The organism is uncultured Methanofollis sp. (assembly GCF_937919355.1).
GTDB lineage: Archaea > Halobacteriota > Methanomicrobia > Methanomicrobiales > Methanofollaceae > Methanofollis.
Map to the genome: position 1 here is coordinate 1 of NZ_CALFSA010000217.1, position 16,827 is coordinate 16,827.

Below are 16,827 nucleotides of genomic sequence, written 5' to 3' on the forward strand. Positions count from 1 at the left end.
AGACGCCGTCATATACGCGATATCGGTTCATCCCCACGCGTGTGGGGAACACGTGTCGGCGTACGAGTGCGGCCGGATCTGGGTGGGTTCATCCCCACGCGTGTGGGGAACACTCTTCTTCTTATCATCCCCGGAAGGCTTATTCCTTCCGACCCGTCCCCGCCGACCTGCGGAAGAGACCCCCGCCGATCACCCCGACATTCTCCCTGCGGCACGAAGAATATTCTGGTCCCGCACCGTTACCCTTTTCCCGCCTGCCGCCAAGGGCACCGCATGGTCTACCAGGAAGAGATCACCGTTACCACCCACGGCGAGGGGGACATCGTCGACCTCACCCCCGCTGTGCGCCGGTGCGTCGCCGCAAGCGGCACCGAGACAGGCGCCTGCACCCTCTTTCTCATCGGGTCGACCGCCGCCCTCACCACCATCGAATACGAGGACGGCGTCCTCAGCGACCTCATGGACGCCCTCGGGCGTGTCGCCCCCTCCGGCATCCCCTACGCCCACGACTCCCGGTGGGGAGACGGCAACGGCCGCTCGCACGTGCGGGCGTCCCTCGTCGGCCCCTCACTCGTCGTCCCCGTGCAGGACGGAACCCTCCGCGTCGGCACCTGGCAGCAGGTCGTCCTCGTCGAACTCGACGTCAGGGAGCACCGGGAGCGGACCGTCCTGTGCACGGTCATCCCGTGAAAAAGAATTGTATGCGAAAAAAAGGTTTTTTCAGTCGAGGGGTATACTCTCAAGCTGCGAGACAAGTTCCCAGATGCGGGTGCGGGCGTGCACCGGCATGTTCGGGTCGTTGCTGACCTCGTCAATGGTGGAGATGGCTTCTGCCGCCCTGAGACCGATACTCTTCTCCTCGTCCATGAGAAGGGCCTTTGTTTCGTCGGCAACCCTGCGGATGTTCCGCGGGATTGTGTTGTCTTCAGAAATATGCTGAAGCATCTGGATACAGACGTTTATCGTTTCCTGTGGAGTGGCCATACTCAATCACCCTTTATACTATATCATTGCCAGTCTTATATACATTCATTGAACAGAGGAATCGGTGACCCATATGGCAGAGAAAAAACCCGAGGACATCATGGCCGAATACCTCCTGAAGGGGGGCAAAATGCTTGCGAAGGAGTGCAAGACCTGCGGATCTCCCCTCTTCGAGTACAGGGGGAAGACCTTCTGCGTCGTCTGCGCCGAGAAGAGTGCGGAGAGTGAGCGCACCCCGGCACCCGCCGCAGCAACGCCACCGGCCACCGCCGCACCGCGCCCGGCAGGGTCGGCCGAGGCCGGGATCGAAGGAGCGATCGCCTCCCTCTGCGCCCGCGTCGAGGACGAGCAGGACGAAAGACGTTGCCTCACCCTGATGGAAGCCGTGCGGACCGGTGCCGAGGCCCTGCGGATGCTCCGTCAACCGTAACGGCGACGCCCGACCTCGAGGATCGTCCCGGCGGTCTTCTCCCCGATCCCCTTCACCTTCATCAGGTCCTCTTTTTCGGCATTGATCACCGCCTGCACAGACCCGAAGTGTTCGAGGAGTGCACGGGCACTCTTCAGCCCCACCTCAGGGAAGGCGGCGACCACGTTCTCCTGCTGCTCGGCCGCCGTCGCAAAAGTCTTGCCGGGCAACAGTTTCCTCTCGCCCCGCCCCTCGCTCTCCTCCCTCTTTGCAAGCACGGCGAGCATCTCCGCCGTCTCCTCCGCCGACCGCGTGAAGAGGACGGAGACCCCCATCCCCACCGTGATCGCCGCAAGAGCCCCCCGGATCGCGTTCGGGTGGATGTCCCGCGCCGCATACAGGTCGCCCTCGCCCTCGACGATCAGCACCGGTCGCAGGGCCGCGGCCGCCAACTCCCGCACCTGCCCGAGGAGGTCGCGCTCGACCAGAGTGTCCGCGAAGTCCTGCACCGTCTTCCTCTCGACAAGGATACGGTCGCCGATAGCATAGTCCCCCACCTCCAGGCGGGTGAGGGTAATCACAAGGCCGAGGTCGGAGAGAGTCTCCGCCACACGGGACGCCATCTCCCTGTCGTCCACCGTGATCGCCGGCCCCGCCGGTGCGGGGGCGGGTGCGGGCGGCGCCGCAAATGCCCCGATGTTCGTCTGGACCGCCGGGGCGGGCGCTCCCGCGTCCCTGAGTTTGCGGATACCCTTGATCATCGCCCTCTCCCTCTGCTGGGAGACGAAACGGTAGACCTCGTCCGACGTCCCCTTCGTCGTGAGGACGACGATCCTCCCGTCGCCGCTCCTCCCCGTCCGCCCCTTCCTCTGGATACTCCTGATCTCCGAGGGGACAGCCTCGTAGAAGATGACAAGGTCGGTCGACGGGACGTCAAGACCCTCCTCGCCGACCGACGTCGAGACGATCACCGGGAACTCCCCCTCCCTGAACCGCGTCAGCACATCGATCTGCTGCTTCTGGGAGAGACCCTTCTCGGCGTCCCGCGACGCCTGCCCGACAAAACGCTCGGCATGGATGCCGGCGTCGGCGAGGGCGTCGACGAGGAGACCGACCGTGTCCCGGAAACTCGCAAAGAGGATCGTCCGGCTCTCCGGGTGCTCCCGCACCTGCTCTGCGACAAGGGCGACGGCCTGCCCCACCTTCGGGTGAAGTTCGCCGTCCCACGACATCGCCCTATCGCAGAGACGCTGGAAGACCGGGTCGGCCGCAAGACGTATGCTCGCCTTCGTCCCGCTCCCCGACCGTCCCTCGGACGCAAGTTTTTCGAGGTACGCCGCGAGGACGCGGCTCCCCTGCGCCTCGGCAAGGGAGACCGCATGCCTGAGTTTCATGAGTTCGGCATAGATCGAGGCCGCCATGAACCCCGCCCTGTCGCGCTGGGAGATCCGCCCCTGTATCTCGGCGTTGAGACGGTTGAGCGCCTTCATGGAGAGTTTCTCGCGGGACGGCACATGGAACTCCGCCCTGGTCAGGGCGGCGAGGCGGGAGTCGAGGAGGATGTTCAGGTCAGCGAGGGCGATGCCGAGTTCGCCGGGCAGGTCCACCGAGACGTACTCCACCTCGCGCTCGTGGACGTACGGGCGGACGTCGGGGTCGGACTCGGTCCTCGTCTCGACCTGCACGACGCCGAGGTTCTCCATCACCTCCTCCACCTTCCCGTGGTCGCCGCCCGGACTCGCGGTCATCGCAAGGAGGAGAGGTTTTGCCGCCGTCGTGAGGTAACGCCGGGCAAGAAAGACATATGCATAGTTCCCGACCGCCCGGTGGCACTCGTCCACGACAAGGAGGGTGACGTCGGCAAGGGAGTACCTCCCCGCGATCAGGTCGTTCTTGATCACCTGCGGCGTCGCAAAAATTGCCTGCGCACCCTCCCATGCCTCTTTCCTTTTGTCAGGCCCGGTGGCGCCGGTGAAGATCGCGCAGGCGCCCTCGGGCAGGGCGAGGCGCTCGGAAAAATAGCGGAGGTGCTGCTCGACCAGGGGCTTTGTCGGCGCAAGGACGAGCAGTCTCCCCCCCTCCCGGTACAGCCGCGACGCCGCCACGATCAGGGCGATGGCAGTCTTCCCGAGACCGGTCGGGAGGACCACCATCGTGTGGGCGTCCATCGCCTTCAGGGCGATAGCAAGTTGATAGCGCCGTTCTTCCAGGCTTTCCGGCCTGATGAGGGGGTGGGTGAGGTAGTTCATGCCTCTTTCAGGTCTTCAAACCGGGTGCGACCGGAGACGAGCGACCGGAGAGTCGCATGGACATCGGCGACCGGAATGCGCACCTGCTTCATGGAGTCGCGGTCACGCAGGGTGACCGTGCCCTTCTCCTTCGTCTCGTAGTCGACGGTGAGGGCGAAAGGCGTCCCGATCTCGTCCTGCCGGCGGTACCGCCTGCCGATGGCGCCGTTGTCGTCGTAGTCGGCAAGGATACCTTCGTCCTGCAGGTCGAGAGCGATCTCCCGCGCCGTAGCGTCGAGGCCGTCCTTGTTCACGAGCGGGAAGACGGCGACCTGCACCGGTGCAACGCAGGGTGCAAGGTGCATGACGCGCCTCTCCTCACCGTCGACCATCTCCTCGTCGTAGGCGTGTTCGAGGACGCCGTAGATCATGCGGTCGATACCATACGACGGTTCGATGACATGGGGGCGCACCTCGACGCCGCGGACCTCGACCTCCTCCTCGCGGACAGTGTAGAGGTCGCCCGGGATGTGGTAAGTCTCGCCGTCGACGACGACGTCGGCGCCGTCAGGACCGGGTGCGGCCTCGGCGAGGGCGTCGGCGATCTTCTTCGCCTTGCCGCGGTACTTCGGCCCGAGGGTGCCCATGTCCGCCACGATCCGCATCCTCTTCTCCTTCCGCGCCTCGGCGAAGGGGACGAAGACTGTCATGGACTCGCCGCTCTCCTTTGAATGAGCACGCAGGTCGTAGTCTGTCCTGTCGGCGATACCGACGGTCTCGACCCAGCCGAAACGGTCGGAGAAAACCTCGGCGTCCCAGCAGTCGACCGCGTAGTGCGCCCTCTCGTCGGGCAGGTGCTGGCGGAAGCGCATCCTCGCGGGGTCGATCCCGATCGTGACCAGGAGTTCGTGGGTGAGGGCGAGATAGTAGGCGATGTACTCGTTGGCGATGATCCCCTCGTCCACCGCCTGGCGCATCGTCTTCTCGACGGCGGGCAGGTCTTTCTGCTCCTGCTCAATCGCCCAGAGTTCGACCTTGTAGTCGGCGTAGCGGGAGAAGTTCGGGTGGTTCTTCTCCGAGGGGTTGACGAAGATCTCGGCCTCGGCCTGCGTGAACTCGCGCAGGCGGATCATGCCCTGCCGGGGAGAGATCTCGTTCCTGTACGACTTGCCGATCTGGACCGCACCGAAGGGGAGTTTCATGCGGTAGAAGCGGGAGAGACGGGAGAAGTCGGTGAACATCCCCTGCGCGGTCTCAGGCCGCAAGTAACCCCGCCTCTGCGAACCCGGCCCGATGGTCGTCTGGAACATCAGGTTGAAGTCGAAGACCTCGACGTCGCCGAAGACCTCGTCGCAGGCCGGGCACCGCGTGGGGGCAACAGCCTTCGCAAGGTCCTCCTTCGAGAGGATGCCGGCGTTGTGGATGCCGCAGGCCTCGGCAAGGTGGTCGGCCCTGAAGTATTCGTTGCAGTGGGGGCACTGGCACATCTTGTCGGCGAAGCCCTTCACATGACCCGAGGCGACATATATAGATTCTGTTCCGACGGTCGGGCACTCGATCTCGTAGTAGCCTTCCCTGATGACATAGTAGTGCCGCCAGATCGACTCGATCCGGCGCTTCATCATCGCACCGAGGGGGCCGTAGTCGATGAACCCTGCAACCGCACCGTAGACCTCTGCGGAGGGCCAGACAAAACCGCGGCGTTTTGCCAGCTCGATGACCTTATCGTAGATATCACTCACTGCGATCAGTCCCGCTATAGTCTTTAAACTGGGAGATTAAAAAGCCACTTTTCTGCGATATCACCCGGTGGGCGGGGGAGTTCTCCCCTCTAAGGGCGGTGCCGGAGAGCGCCCGCGGCCCTCGCACGCAAACCTTTATCAGAGACGAGAGGGAATGGATCACCGTATATTTAATCGTGTTTTCAGACATTAAATCGGAAAAGGAACCCTATGGGGAATGGTTGCCTGCGCGGGACAGGCGGGTACACCGGAAATAATGCACGGATTATAAAGATTACTTTTTTGGGTGATAGACCTTATGGCGGCCCGATGAAAAAAAGAAGACTTACTGTGTTCTAAATCTGCAGGTGCCTGTAAATGATCAATTGATAACAATTAAATAACATGAGACGTATTGTTATGCAGACCTAGTGTGGGATTGCCATGGCAGCAGACAAGAGAAAAAAGGAACTCCTTGCACTCTTCCAGGACATCACCAGCAAGACGGAGATCGTCGAGCCGATGAAAAAGATTCATGGGAGTCTCAGGGACCGTGATGCGGTTGGCCGCGAGGTCGCACTGATCATGCGCGAGATTCTGGACCTGGGGTTCTTCCAGACCAAACTCTCCCCCCGTCAGCTTGCGACCCTGGTCATCTCCTTCAATGAGGGCAGGAACGACACCGAGATCGCTCGTGAACTTGGCAATGAGAAACTCGCAAAGACGGTGGCGCGGGCACGTGTCAGGTTGAAACTTTTCAGGGACTCGGACTTCGACATGCCTTTCGACAGGAAGTACCTCTCCGAACTGATCGTGTCGGGGAAGACGATGAACGAGATCTCGGCGATCCTGGGGATCAGTTCGTCGTCGCTCAGGGAGTACAGGCACGTGATCGCCATGGAGGAGGACAAGACCCTCGACCCCTTCCTCGAGCGGATCAAGGACGTCCTGGAGGACCGCGACCTCACCGAGCAGATGACCCGCGGCGTCATCAACGACGGGTTGTCCGAGGCGATCGACGCGACCGAGGCCGAACTGATCGACGTGACCTGACCGCGTGTGGCAACCGCCGACCATCCCCTTTTTTAATTCCCGGTACAGATCGGGATGCATGAAGATCACATGGCTTGGCCATGCCTGCTTTCTCCTTGAGGGGAGCAGGTGCGTACTGATCGACCCCTTCGTGCCGTCAGGCCCGGTCAGGGCCGCACCCGACATTGTGGCGGTGACCCACGGTCACGCCGACCACCTGGGCGAGGCGGTGCGTTTCGGGAAACCGACAGTGGCGATGAACGAGATCGCGAAGTACCTGCGCGAGCAGGGGGTGCCCGCGGAGCCGATGAACATCGGCGGCACGATCGAGGTGGAGGGCGTCTCCTTCACGATGACGCCGGCGCTCCACTCCTCCTGGCTCGAAGCGGCGGGCGGCGGGTATTATGGCGGCGTCGCCGCCGGGTTCGTCGTCAGGATGGACGGTGTCAGCGTCTACCACGCCGGGGACACCGGCCTCTTCTCCGACATGAAACTCGTCCACGACCTCTACCGCCCCGACGTCGCCCTCCTCCCGGTGGGCGGGCGGTACACGATGGGGCCGCAGGAGGCGATGATGGCGGCGGAGTTCGTCGGCGCCCCGACGGTGATCCCGATGCACTACAATTCATTCTCGGTGATCGAGCAGGACCTCACCGGTTTCAAGGCGGCGGTCGAGAGGACGACCGACATGAAGGTCGCCCTCCTCGAACCGGGGGAGAGCATCGAGGTCGGGGAGGGGGACCGGCGCTGAAGGCCCGCACAATAGTATAACCACATTCTTTTTTTCAGCTCGGTTATGGCCTGTCCCGGAGAATAGACGCGGCCATCTCCCCACGTCTCCTGATCACGCCTGCGGGGGACTTCGCGCGTGTGGACTTTCTGCTGTATGCCGATTACGCAAAGACGGAAAAAAAGAGAACGGGCACGTCCATGGTCGCCCACGGGCCGCCCTGATTTATGAACTGACCGATCAGAAATCGGTCATGACGCGGAACTGGTCGATCTCCTCGGAGTTCATCCGGCCGAGGACCTCCTCGGTGGCCCGGCGGATGTCCTTGCTTGCGGTGATCGCACGGCCGACGACAAGGATGTCGGCGCCCGCTGCGAGGGCCTTCGGGACGACTTCCGCCCTGACGCCGCCTGCGGTGGCGACGAGGAGTTTGCCGCCCGCCGCCTTCTTGATCGCCGGGATGTTGCCCCAGGAGTATTCCTGCCCCTCGGTGTCGATGGCGCGGTGGAGTTCCACGATGTCGGGCTTGACCTTCAGGGATGCGATGAGGGCGACCGGGTCCTTGACATTGAGCATGTCGATAACCGAGTAGATGCCGGTCTTCTTCGTCTCCTCAATCGCCTTCTCGATGGTGGCGTTCGGGGCGAGGCCGGAGATGACGACGGCGTCGGCACCGGCGTCTGAGGCCATGCGTGCTTCGAGGTTGCCGGTATCGAGGGTCTTGAGGTCGGCGATGATGAATGCAGTCGGGCGGATCTTCCTGATCTCGCCGAGGACGTTCAGGCCGAACTGTTTGATCAGGGGCGTGCCGGCCTCGAAGACGATGTGGTCGTTCTCCGGGACGGCGGTGAGGACTTCCTCGACACGCTTCATGTCCACAAGGTCCATGGCGACCTGGAGGTACGGCGGGTTCCAGAGGCGCTGCACCTTGAAGCCCATGACAGCGTGGGTGGACCTGTCCTTCTCGTAGAGGAGGGTCTTTCTGTCGGGGAACTTCTCGATCGCACGGCGGATCGCAAGTTTCATGGCGCCGTAGTTGTAGCGGTAGATCTTGTTGTAGTCCTTTGCGTCAGGTGCGATGAAGACCGATGCGAGGATGACGGTCTCCTCGATGTCGATACCCTCGAAGACACCCTCTTCGACGCAGTCGGCGACGGCCTTCGCCACGGCGGCCTGGGCCGGGCCGAAGATCTCGTTCACCTGCTCGCCCTTCTTCAGGGTCACCTTCGGGATGATGAGGGTGGCGGGCTTGGTGAGCAGGTTCGGGCGGACGACCGCAAGGAGCGGGGTGTGGCCCGCGGAGAGCTGCGACATGCTGTTTGCAAAGGCCATACCGACCGGACCCTGCTTCTCCCCCATGACAAGGTCGATGTGCGCGAGTTCCGCGCCAGTTCCTATAAGAGCTTCACCTATCAGATACATGGACAATCCCTTCGATAATGCTGCATATGGATAGGGCGGGCAGATAGATAAAATGACGGGAGGGACCGGGGCACGGGCGCGACGGAGGGGGTGCCGTGACAGGAAGACCTCCCTGTTCGCGGGGTCCGGGAAGCGACTCCACGGGGTTTCCGCGCGGCGGCAGACCGGCCCTGGCGGAGAGTATCGATCCCCCGCCTCCCCCGCGCTCTGGACCGGGGGACTACCGCGAAAGTCTTCGACTTTCTTGACCTCCCTTCGTTCGGACAGCGAAGACCTGATGGTCTTCTCGACTCCCTCCGGTCGCACAGCGAAGACCCGCGAGCCTGCGCTCACCAACGAGGTCATGAAGAGAGAAATCTCAGAACAGAGAAAAACACAGAACAGGATCAGAAAACGTGGGGTCGGTGAGATTTGAACTCACGATCGACGGGTCTCTCCGACATGCGCAGGGAGCATGACTGTTGCATCAGTGCTCCAACGGGTCATCATCAGATCAGTAGACCCATTGTTCATCACACGCAAAGACCGCTGGAGCCCGTCGCCATTCCGGACTAGGCCACGACCCCTCTGGTATCGTATATATTCGGCATTCCCCTCATTTATAAATTGCGTTCAGGAACACTAATCATATATTGTCTCCCTTCCCCATGTACTGGGAAAAATATGGCTACGGGCAGTTATGCATGCGGACACTCGGCGATGCCGCTGATGGGCGAGACCATCGGCGCCATGCTGAACCGGATTGCCACCCAGTACCCGGACAACGAAGCCCTGGTATCGGTGCACCAGAACATCCGCTGGACATACCGGGAGTTCCTTCTTCATGTAAACTCCCTTGCACGCGGCCTCATGGCACTCGGCGTCGAGCGCGGGGACAGGGTTGCGATCTGGGCGATGAACTACGCGGAGTGGACGCTGACCCAGTTTGCGACCGCAAAGATCGGCGCAATCCTGGTGAACATCAACCCCGACTACCGTGTCTTCGAACTCGAGTACGCCCTGAAACAGGCCGAAGTCTCAACCCTCATCGTGCAGGGGCGCTTCAAGACCTCTGACTACGTTGGCATGGTCTACGAGGCGTGCCCCGAGGCGATCGAAGCGCGGCCGGGCAGGGTCTCCTCGGAGAAGTTCCCCTTCCTCCGAAACATCATCTTCATGGGCGACATCCCGTACAACGGCATGTTCACCTGGGACGAGATGCTCGCGAGAGGGGAGGAGATCAGTCCCGACGAACTGGAGGAGCGTGAGGAGACCCTCAACTTTGACGACGCCATTAACATCCAGTACACGAGCGGGACGACCGGTTTCCCGAAAGGCGTCGTCCTCACCCACCACGGCGTCATGAACAACGGGTTCATCATCGGCGAGGGCATGAAGTTCACCGAGAAGGACCGCCTCTGCATCCCTGTACCCTTCTACCACTGCTTCGGCATGGTCCTCTCGAACATGGCGTCGGTCACCCACGGGGCGACGATGGTCCTCCCCTCCCCTGTCTTCAATGCCGGGGAGGTCCTGAAGGCGATCCAGAACGAGCGGTGCACCGCCGTCCACGGGGTGCCGACAATGTTCATCGCCGAACTCTCCCACCCGGACTTTACAAAATATGACTACTCCACCCTGCGCACCGGGATCATGGCCGGGTCCCCCTGCCCCATCGAGGTCATGAAGCAGGTCAACACCCTCATGAACATGCGGGACATTGTCATCGTCTACGGCCAGACCGAACTCTCGCCGGGGATCACCATGACCACTGTCGACGACCCCCTGGAGAGCCGGGTCACGACAGTCGGCAGGGCCTTCCCGCACACCGAGATCAAGATCATCGACCCGAAGACGAGGAGGATCGTCCCCCGCGGCGAGATCGGCGAGATCTGCGCCCGCGGCTACATGACGATGAAGTGCTACTACAACAACCCCTCGGCCACCCGCGCCACCCTCGACCAGAACGGCTGGCTCCACACCGGCGACCTCGGCGTGATGGACGGCGAGGGCTACGTGAAGATGTCCGGGCGCCTGAAGGAGATGGTGATCAGGGGCGGGGAGAACATCTACCCGCGGGAGATCGAGGAGTTCCTCCACCACCACCCGAAGATCGCCGACGCCTACGTGATCGGCGTGCCCGACCCGAAATATGGCGAGGAACTGATGGCCTGGGTGAAGCCGAAGAACGGGCAGACCCTCACGAAGGAGGATATCGTCGGGTTCTGCACCGGCCAGATCGCCCGTTTCAAGATCCCGCGCTACTACAAGTTCGTTGACACTTTCCCGATGTCGGTCACGGGCAAGATCCAGAAGTTCAAGATGCGCGAGATGGCGATCGCCGAACTCGGCCTTGAAGGGGCCTCGAAGATCCAGACGGCGTGAACTTCCTTCTCTTCTTTTTTCTCTCCCCGGTGCCGCGAGTACAGCGGAGTACCTTTATGTGTGGTGTGAGTTAAGTGGGCGTGCTCTGTGCGGGCGGCGCCGTGTCCGCCGGGCAGATCTGAGGAGGGAACACCGGTGGTCGGAATCACGAAAGAGAAGATCGACGTCTCCACGCCTCTCAAGGAGGCGGCCGCGGGGACGTCGGGCGCCATCGTCACCTTTGTCGGGAAAGTGCGGAGCGAGGAGGGCGTCGAGGGCCTCGAACTTAAAACCGACGAGACGACGGGGAAGGCGAGTCTTGAAAAGATAGCGGATGAAGCGAAGAAGCGTTTCGGCCTCTCGTCGGTGGAGGTCGTCCACCGCGTTGGCGAGGTGAGTGTCGGGGACACCGTCCTTGTCGTCGTCGCGGCCGCGGGGGACAGGTCGTCGGCTTTCCAGGCCTGCGACTATATCATCGAGGAGATCAAGGAAAGGGACGTCATCACAAAGCGGGCGCTTCTCCCGGCATGAGCAGGCGCTCCCGGCACCACCTTTTTTCAGGAGGGATGTCCTATCTGCGGTCATGCCCTACACTCTCAGGTTGATCTCCATCGAGGAGAAAGAGGACCTGGCGGTGCGCTACGCCGCACAGGTCAGGTATGAGGTCAAGTCCGAGATATATGGTTGTTGCATCAAACTCCTCACCGGCGACCGCGACGTCAAGGAGCGCTGGGAGGAGAACTTCTTCTTCATCTCGCAGTCGATCCGCTCCCACGGCCGCCTCTACGTCCTCCGCGACCCGGCGGTCCCGAAAGACACGGTCTTCTACGACCCGGCGACGAGGACGGCGTTCCTCCTCAATGTCACATACTACGGGTGGGTGAAGTCACTCGCCCTCTCGGTGGCCGGCGACACTCTCGAAGACGAGCACGGGATCGCATCCATCCACGGCGCTTGCATCGACGCCGACGGCCGGGGGTGCTGTATCCTCGGGGAGTCGGGCGCGGGGAAGACCACCCAGACCTACGGCCTCCTCCGCGACCCGCGGGTGCGGGTCGTCGCCGACGACTGGTCTTTCGCCCGGATCTTCGGGGGCGAGGTCTTTGCCTATGGTTCGGAGAAGAACTTCTATATCAGGGCCGACCTCGCCACGATCTGGCCGGAATATGTTGATCTCGTCACCGGCGCCGATATCGACGCGGAGGGCCGGGCGGTCGTGGACCTGCGGTCTGTCATCGGGAAGGGGCGCATCCTCCCGATGACCACGGTCAGGACGGTCGTCCTCCTCCACCGCGATCCGGCCGAACCGCAGAAGGTTGCGGCCTGCAGTCCGGGCGTCGCCCTCGACGCTCTCGCGGCGGCGGGCTACTACAACCCCCACCTTCTCGTGAGGACGCCCTTCAAGGACGACCTGCGGCGGCGGTTCTTTGCCGCGTTGCTGGGGTTGTCGCGGGTCTACACCGTCAACACGACGGGCACGCCCGAGGAGACGCAGGGGGTGCTGCGGGGGATCGTCTTCGGGGAGGGGGGGTGAGGAGGACAGCGGCGCAGGACCCTGAACCCTGAACCCTGCGCCGTACCCTCGCAACCGACGGGGGTCATTCGAAGGAGATTGCCGTATCCCTGCTCATCCTGAGCGGGGACGACCGGAGGGAGTCGAGAAAACCGTAGGTTTTCGAGTGATCGGGGGCGTAGTCCCCCGGAGAAGAATGTCGATCCACCGCCTTCCCCACAATCCAGACCGGGGGACTCCTCGCTATCGCTCGTCCAGCGAAGACTTCGACCCGCTGCACATCGAAGATGTGCACGCACAGGAAAATCTTCGATTTTCCGTCTTCTCGACTCCCTCCGGTCGTTCCCCCAAACCCCTGATCTCAGGATAGGACCGGGGAAGAGCGAAGAGGATCGACGAGGGGAAGAGCGATGGGAGTCGAGAAGACAAAGTCTTGCAGGCGCTCCTCTTCTCCTCACCAATCCTGAGCGGGGTGGACCCCCGCCCCCCGAAAAAAAGGATTATTCTTCGGCCTGCTTCCGGGCGATCAGCCCTTCGGCCGCCTTCCGCGCCCCCGCGAGGATCTCGGCCTCGCCGGGGACGGTGCGGTCCTCCATGAGCACCCGGCCGTTGCAGAGCACCGTCGTCACGGCGGCGCCCGAGCAGGCATAGACCGCGTTCGAGACCGGGTTGTACAGGGGCGTGTTGCTGACCGCCCGGCGGTCGAGGAGGACGAGGTCTGCGGGTGCGCCCTCGGCGATGCCGCCGCTCTCGAAGCCCAGGGCCGCGGCGCCGTTTGTCGTCGCCATCTGGAGTGTCTCCCCTGCCGGGAGGATCGTCTGCGAGTTCCAGTAGAACTTCTGGAGGAGAGCGGCGAACTTCATCTCCTCGAACATGTCCAGATTGTTGTTCGAGGCACACCCGTCCGTGCCGAGACAGACACCGGCGCCGCGGGCCTTCAGCCACTCGTATGGCATCGCCCGGTGGACCGCGAGTTTCATGTTGCTCGTCGGGTTGTGGGAGGCGAAGACCCCGCGGTCGCCAAGGAGGGCGCAGTCGTCGGAGTCGAGCCAGCAGCAGTGGGCCGCCACCGTGCGGGGCGTCAGGCACCCGCACCTGTCCAGCAGGGCCGCGGGGCGGATGCCGGTCTTCTCGACGCAGTCATGGACCTCCTGCTCGGTCTCGGCGAGGTGGACGTGGAGGCCGATGTTCTGCTGGCGGGAGAACTCGGCGCACCAGCGCAGGCCCTCCTCGGAGACCGTGTATACGGCGTGGGGGCCGACGGCCGCCCTGATGCGGGGGTTGTTCATCCCCTTGATCCGGGCGACGAGGGCCTCGGTGGCGTGGATCTCCTTCTCCCTCTTCTCCTCGTCGGAGAGGTCGATGAACCCGTACGCAAGCTGCGCCTTCATGCCCATCTCGTCCACGGCGCGGGCCGCCTCCTCCATGAAGAAGTACATGTCGTTGAAACCGACAGTCCCCGACCTGATCATCTCCAGGCACGCAAGTTTCGTCCCCCAGTAGACGTCCTCGGGCGTCAGGTGCGCTTCGAGGGGCCAGATCTTCTCTGACAGCCACTGCTGGAGGGGCATGTCGTCGGCATAGCCGCGCAGCAGTGTCATCGCCGCATGGGTGTGGGTGTTGTACAGGCCGGGCAGGGCGACCGCGCCGCCGCCGTCGACGACACGGTCGGCGTCGCCTCCGGCGACCTTCTCCCCGATCGCGGCGAAGCGCCCGTTCTCGACCCTGATGTTCACCCGCGATCCCTTCAGTTCAACGTCTTTGATGAGCACACTTTTTTCCGAATCACTCATAATCAGTCACTTCCGCAAACCCGCACAATCGATTCGACCAGGTCTTCGGTCCTGTGCGCATATTTCTTCGAGGTGGCGAGGATGTGTTCGTAGGTCAGCACCTCGTCAGATAATCCATTCGCATAATTGTCCACGGTGCAGACGGCGGCGAAGGGGATGCCGAGTTCCCGCGCCAGGGTCGCCTCGCTCGCGACGGTCATGCCGACGACGTCGGCGACCTTCGCAAGGCCGCGCACCTCCGCGACCGTCTCGATCCGCGGCCCCCGCGTCTGGGCGTACACCCCGCCGACCTCTGCCGTCGGGACGGCCATGGAGAGTTTCCCGATGAGGCCCTCGTCAAGGGCGGGCATCACGTGCTCGATGGCGTGGTCGTGGAAGGACGGGATGTCGGTGAGGCTGAGGTAGTCGGTCGGGACGAGCACGGTCCCCGGTGGGATCCCGGCCTTCAGGGACCCGACCGACCCGACGGAGACGATCCTGTCGACGCCGGCGAGGGCGAGGGCGGCGGCCTGTGCCCGGTAGTTGACCCGGTGCGGCGGCCTCCCCCCCTGGTGGCGGAGCATGATCGCAATCTCCCCCGCCATCACCTCTGCCGGGCCGTAGGGTGTCCAGACGGTCTTTCTTTCGAGTTCAGGGAGGTTGCAGTAGAGGAGGCTCGTGCCCCCGATGATCCCGAGCATCACTGCCCCCTCCGGCCTGTGTGCGTGCCTGCCATCAGGTATATATGTGCCTTCGAGGAGTAAAAACCACCTTTTTACCCTTGCCCGGCCATACGCTGATGTCGGGATAGAGATGAGCAGGTTCCATATCGTCGACGACGACACGATTGCACGGGGGGAGTGCACGGACATCTACTTCGCACGGTGCGAGGAGGTCCTTGAAAAGGAGGGGAAGAACCCGTTGGTGACGATGGAGGTCACGACCGTCGGGATGCCGTACGACCGCGGGGTCTTCTGCGGCCTCGACGACGCCATTTCCCTCCTCGAAGGGGTCCAGGTGGACGTCGAGGCCATGCCTGAGGGGAGCGTCTTTCTGCCGCGCGAACCGGTGATGCGGATCACCGGGCGGTACCGCGACTTCGGGCGGTACGAGACTGCTCTCCTCGGTTTCCTCTGCCACGCCTCCGGGATCGCCACCGCCGCCGCGCATGTGAAGGAGGCGGCAGGCGACCGCAAGGTCTACTCCTTCGGGTCGCGCCGGCAGCACCCGGCGATCGCGCAGATGATCGAGCGCTCGGCCTGGATCGGTGGCGTCGACGGCGTCTCGAACACCACGGCGCCCGAGGGGATGCCCATTGTCGGCACGATGCCGCACGCCTTCGTGATGTGCCATGACACGCCCGAAGAGGCGTGGACGGCCTTCGACCGCTACGCCGCGGAGGGTGTGCCGCGCCTGATGCTCTGCGACACCTTCGGCGACGAGAAGGAAGAGTGTCTGAAGGCGGCGGAACTCGGGTTCACCGGGGCGGTCCGCCTGGACACGCCGCGGTCGCGCCGGGGGAACATGCGGGCGATCCTCGAGGAGGTGCGCTGGGAACTCGACAGTCACGGTCACCAGGACGTCGGCATCTTCCTCTCCGGCGGGGTCACCGGGGAGGACATCCGCGCCTACCGCGACCTTGTGGACGCCTTCGGTGTCGGCGGTGCGATCGCCAATGCGCCGGTGATCGACTTCTCCCTGGACATCGTCGAGATTGAGGGGAGGAGTTGCGCGAAAAGAGGGAAGTGGAGCGGGGTCAAGCAGGTCTACCTCCTCCCCGGCGGCGCCCGGGCGATCCTGCCGGCGGGTGCGCGCGCCCCCGCAGGAGCGACGCCGCTCCTCAAACCGGTCCTGCGACACGGGCAGGCGGTCGGGCACACCGACATGGCGAAGGCCAGGGCGCGCGTCCTCGCCGATCTTGCTGAGAGGGAGCAATCTGCATGAGCAGGGAGGGCCCCGGCCCAAATCCATTTATCTGATGGCATGCAATATCGTAGGGTAGCAAAGGGCCGATAGATCAGGGGAAGATCGCTTCCTTGGCATGGAAGAGGCCGCGGGTTCAATTCCCGCTCGGTCCACTCGTTTTTGAAAAGGTCCTGATATTTATCTGTTTCACGCACCCCTGTGCAGGTACTCTTTCAGCACTCCGGGCTCTTTAAAATTCATTTTCTTGAATAAGATGGGGAACAAAAGCCCCGGATCTCGATTATGGGAAAGATCATGGATCTGTGTCCCGCGCCGGGGGACTACAGCGAAGGTCTTCGACCCGCTGCACATCTACTGCACATCTAAGATGTGCTCACTCCGTTCGCAGCCCCCGGAACCCCCGTTCAGGATAGGCAGGGATAGGGCAATCTCCCGCCTCATCTGTTCTGTTTTCCCCGGGCCAATCGCAAGGGGGACGACCGAAGGGAGCTAGAGAAGATCTTTGATCTTCGATAGAACTCCCGGCGCGTGCTTTTGGGGGACGGCAGTGGGTCTCACGTTCCTTCATAAGATTATGTGGATACATCAACCCGAGCATGATATTTTCTACAAAGTCACAATCCGAGTAAAAGAGAAAAAAGAGTCCTCCTCCCCCCATCTCCGGCCCGGCCACGGATTCCCACCCGCTGGCACCCATCGGGGAGAGGAAGCCTGCGGCCCGGTTAGATGCTGTTCAACCGGTAGTCG

14 protein-coding genes and 2 tRNA genes are annotated in these 16,827 nt (G+C 62.9%); 9 read left to right on the top strand and 7 right to left on the bottom strand.

Annotated features, from left to right (window positions below):
• Nucleotides 1-273 precede the first annotated feature (273 nt).
• Nucleotides 274-690, top strand: coding sequence for a secondary thiamine-phosphate synthase enzyme YjbQ (locus Q0520_RS10600; protein ID WP_298669899.1), 417 nt, complete (start codon nt 274-276; stop codon nt 688-690).
• A 30-nt stretch (nt 691-720) separates the two neighbouring features.
• Here Q0520_RS10600 and Q0520_RS10605 read toward each other — a convergent pair whose 3' ends face one another.
• Nucleotides 721-984, bottom strand: a complete 264-nt coding sequence (locus Q0520_RS10605; protein WP_298669901.1) for a UPF0147 family protein — start codon at nt 982-984, stop codon at nt 721-723.
• A 73-nt stretch (nt 985-1,057) separates the two neighbouring features.
• Between Q0520_RS10605 and Q0520_RS10610 the strand changes: the two genes are divergently transcribed.
• Nucleotides 1,058-1,414 (top strand): autoantigen p27 domain-containing protein, encoded by a 357-nt coding sequence (locus Q0520_RS10610; protein WP_298669903.1) that lies wholly within the window; start codon nt 1,058-1,060, stop codon nt 1,412-1,414.
• Here Q0520_RS10610 and Q0520_RS10615 read toward each other — a convergent pair.
• On the bottom strand, nt 1,405-3,642 hold the full coding sequence (locus tag Q0520_RS10615; protein ID WP_298669905.1) for a DEAD/DEAH box helicase: 2,238 nt from the start codon (nt 3,640-3,642) through the stop codon (nt 1,405-1,407). The two genes, Q0520_RS10610 and Q0520_RS10615, sit on opposite strands and share 10 nt — an antisense overlap.
• On the bottom strand, nt 3,639-5,363 hold the full coding sequence (gene glyS, locus Q0520_RS10620; protein ID WP_298669907.1) for a glycine--tRNA ligase: 1,725 nt from the start codon (nt 5,361-5,363) through the stop codon (nt 3,639-3,641). The genes Q0520_RS10615 and glyS overlap by 4 nt, the downstream gene beginning before the upstream one ends.
• Nucleotides 5,364-5,786: 423 nt before the next feature.
• On the opposite strand from glyS, the gene Q0520_RS10625 reads away from it, so the two are divergent.
• Nucleotides 5,787-6,395: a response regulator receiver protein gene (locus Q0520_RS10625; RefSeq protein WP_298669909.1), complete on the top strand. Its 609-nt coding sequence runs from the start codon at nt 5,787-5,789 to the stop codon at nt 6,393-6,395.
• A 58-nt stretch (nt 6,396-6,453) separates the two neighbouring features.
• Nucleotides 6,454-7,125 (top strand): metal-dependent hydrolase, encoded by a 672-nt coding sequence (locus Q0520_RS10630; protein ID WP_298669911.1) that lies wholly within the window; start codon nt 6,454-6,456, stop codon nt 7,123-7,125.
• Between the two features lie 219 nt (nt 7,126-7,344).
• On the opposite strand, the gene Q0520_RS10635 is transcribed toward Q0520_RS10630, so the two are convergent.
• Both Q0520_RS10635 and Q0520_RS10640 read right to left on the bottom strand, forming a co-directional pair.
• Nucleotides 7,345-8,526 carry a bifunctional 5,6,7,8-tetrahydromethanopterin hydro-lyase/3-hexulose-6-phosphate synthase gene (locus Q0520_RS10635; protein ID WP_298669913.1) on the bottom strand — a complete coding sequence of 394 codons (1,182 nt, stop codon included), beginning with the start codon at nt 8,524-8,526 and terminating at the stop codon, nt 7,345-7,347.
• 396 nt (nt 8,527-8,922) lie between these two features.
• Nucleotides 8,923-9,092: transfer RNA gene (locus Q0520_RS10640), tRNA-Trp, on the bottom strand.
• A gap of 97 nt (nt 9,093-9,189) precedes the next feature.
• Here Q0520_RS10640 and Q0520_RS10645 point away from each other — a divergent pair.
• The 3 genes from Q0520_RS10645 to Q0520_RS10655 all read left to right on the top strand — a co-directional run bounded on the left by Q0520_RS10645 (nt 9,190) and on the right by Q0520_RS10655 (nt 12,403).
• Complete coding sequence (locus Q0520_RS10645; protein ID WP_298669915.1) at nt 9,190-10,890, top strand: AMP-binding protein; 1,701 nt, start codon at nt 9,190-9,192, stop codon at nt 10,888-10,890.
• A gap of 135 nt (nt 10,891-11,025) precedes the next feature.
• The gene (locus Q0520_RS10650) at nt 11,026-11,400 is read left to right on the top strand and encodes a molybdenum cofactor biosynthesis protein MoaE (RefSeq protein ID WP_298669917.1); all 375 of its coding nucleotides are present in this window, start codon (nt 11,026-11,028) and stop codon (nt 11,398-11,400) included.
• Between the two features lie 52 nt (nt 11,401-11,452).
• Nucleotides 11,453-12,403, top strand: a complete 951-nt coding sequence (locus Q0520_RS10655; RefSeq protein WP_298669919.1) for an aldolase — start codon at nt 11,453-11,455, stop codon at nt 12,401-12,403.
• Between the two features lie 479 nt (nt 12,404-12,882).
• Here Q0520_RS10655 and Q0520_RS10660 read toward each other — a convergent pair whose 3' ends face one another.
• Nucleotides 12,883-14,175 carry an amidohydrolase family protein gene (locus tag Q0520_RS10660; protein ID WP_298669921.1) on the bottom strand — a complete coding sequence of 431 codons (1,293 nt, stop codon included), beginning with the start codon at nt 14,173-14,175 and terminating at the stop codon, nt 12,883-12,885.
• A 2-nt stretch (nt 14,176-14,177) separates the two neighbouring features.
• Nucleotides 14,178-14,855: an MTAP family purine nucleoside phosphorylase gene (locus Q0520_RS10665; RefSeq protein WP_298669923.1), complete on the bottom strand. Its 678-nt coding sequence runs from the start codon at nt 14,853-14,855 to the stop codon at nt 14,178-14,180.
• 112 nt (nt 14,856-14,967) lie between these two features.
• On the opposite strand from Q0520_RS10665, the gene Q0520_RS10670 reads away from it, so the two are divergent.
• Together Q0520_RS10670 and Q0520_RS10675 are read left to right on the top strand one after the other, a co-directional pair.
• On the top strand, nt 14,968-16,098 hold the full coding sequence (locus Q0520_RS10670) for a nicotinate phosphoribosyltransferase (protein WP_298669925.1): 1,131 nt from the start codon (nt 14,968-14,970) through the stop codon (nt 16,096-16,098).
• A 62-nt stretch (nt 16,099-16,160) separates the two neighbouring features.
• Nucleotides 16,161-16,232 (top strand) — tRNA-Ala (locus tag Q0520_RS10675).
• Nucleotides 16,233-16,827 lie beyond the last annotated feature (595 nt).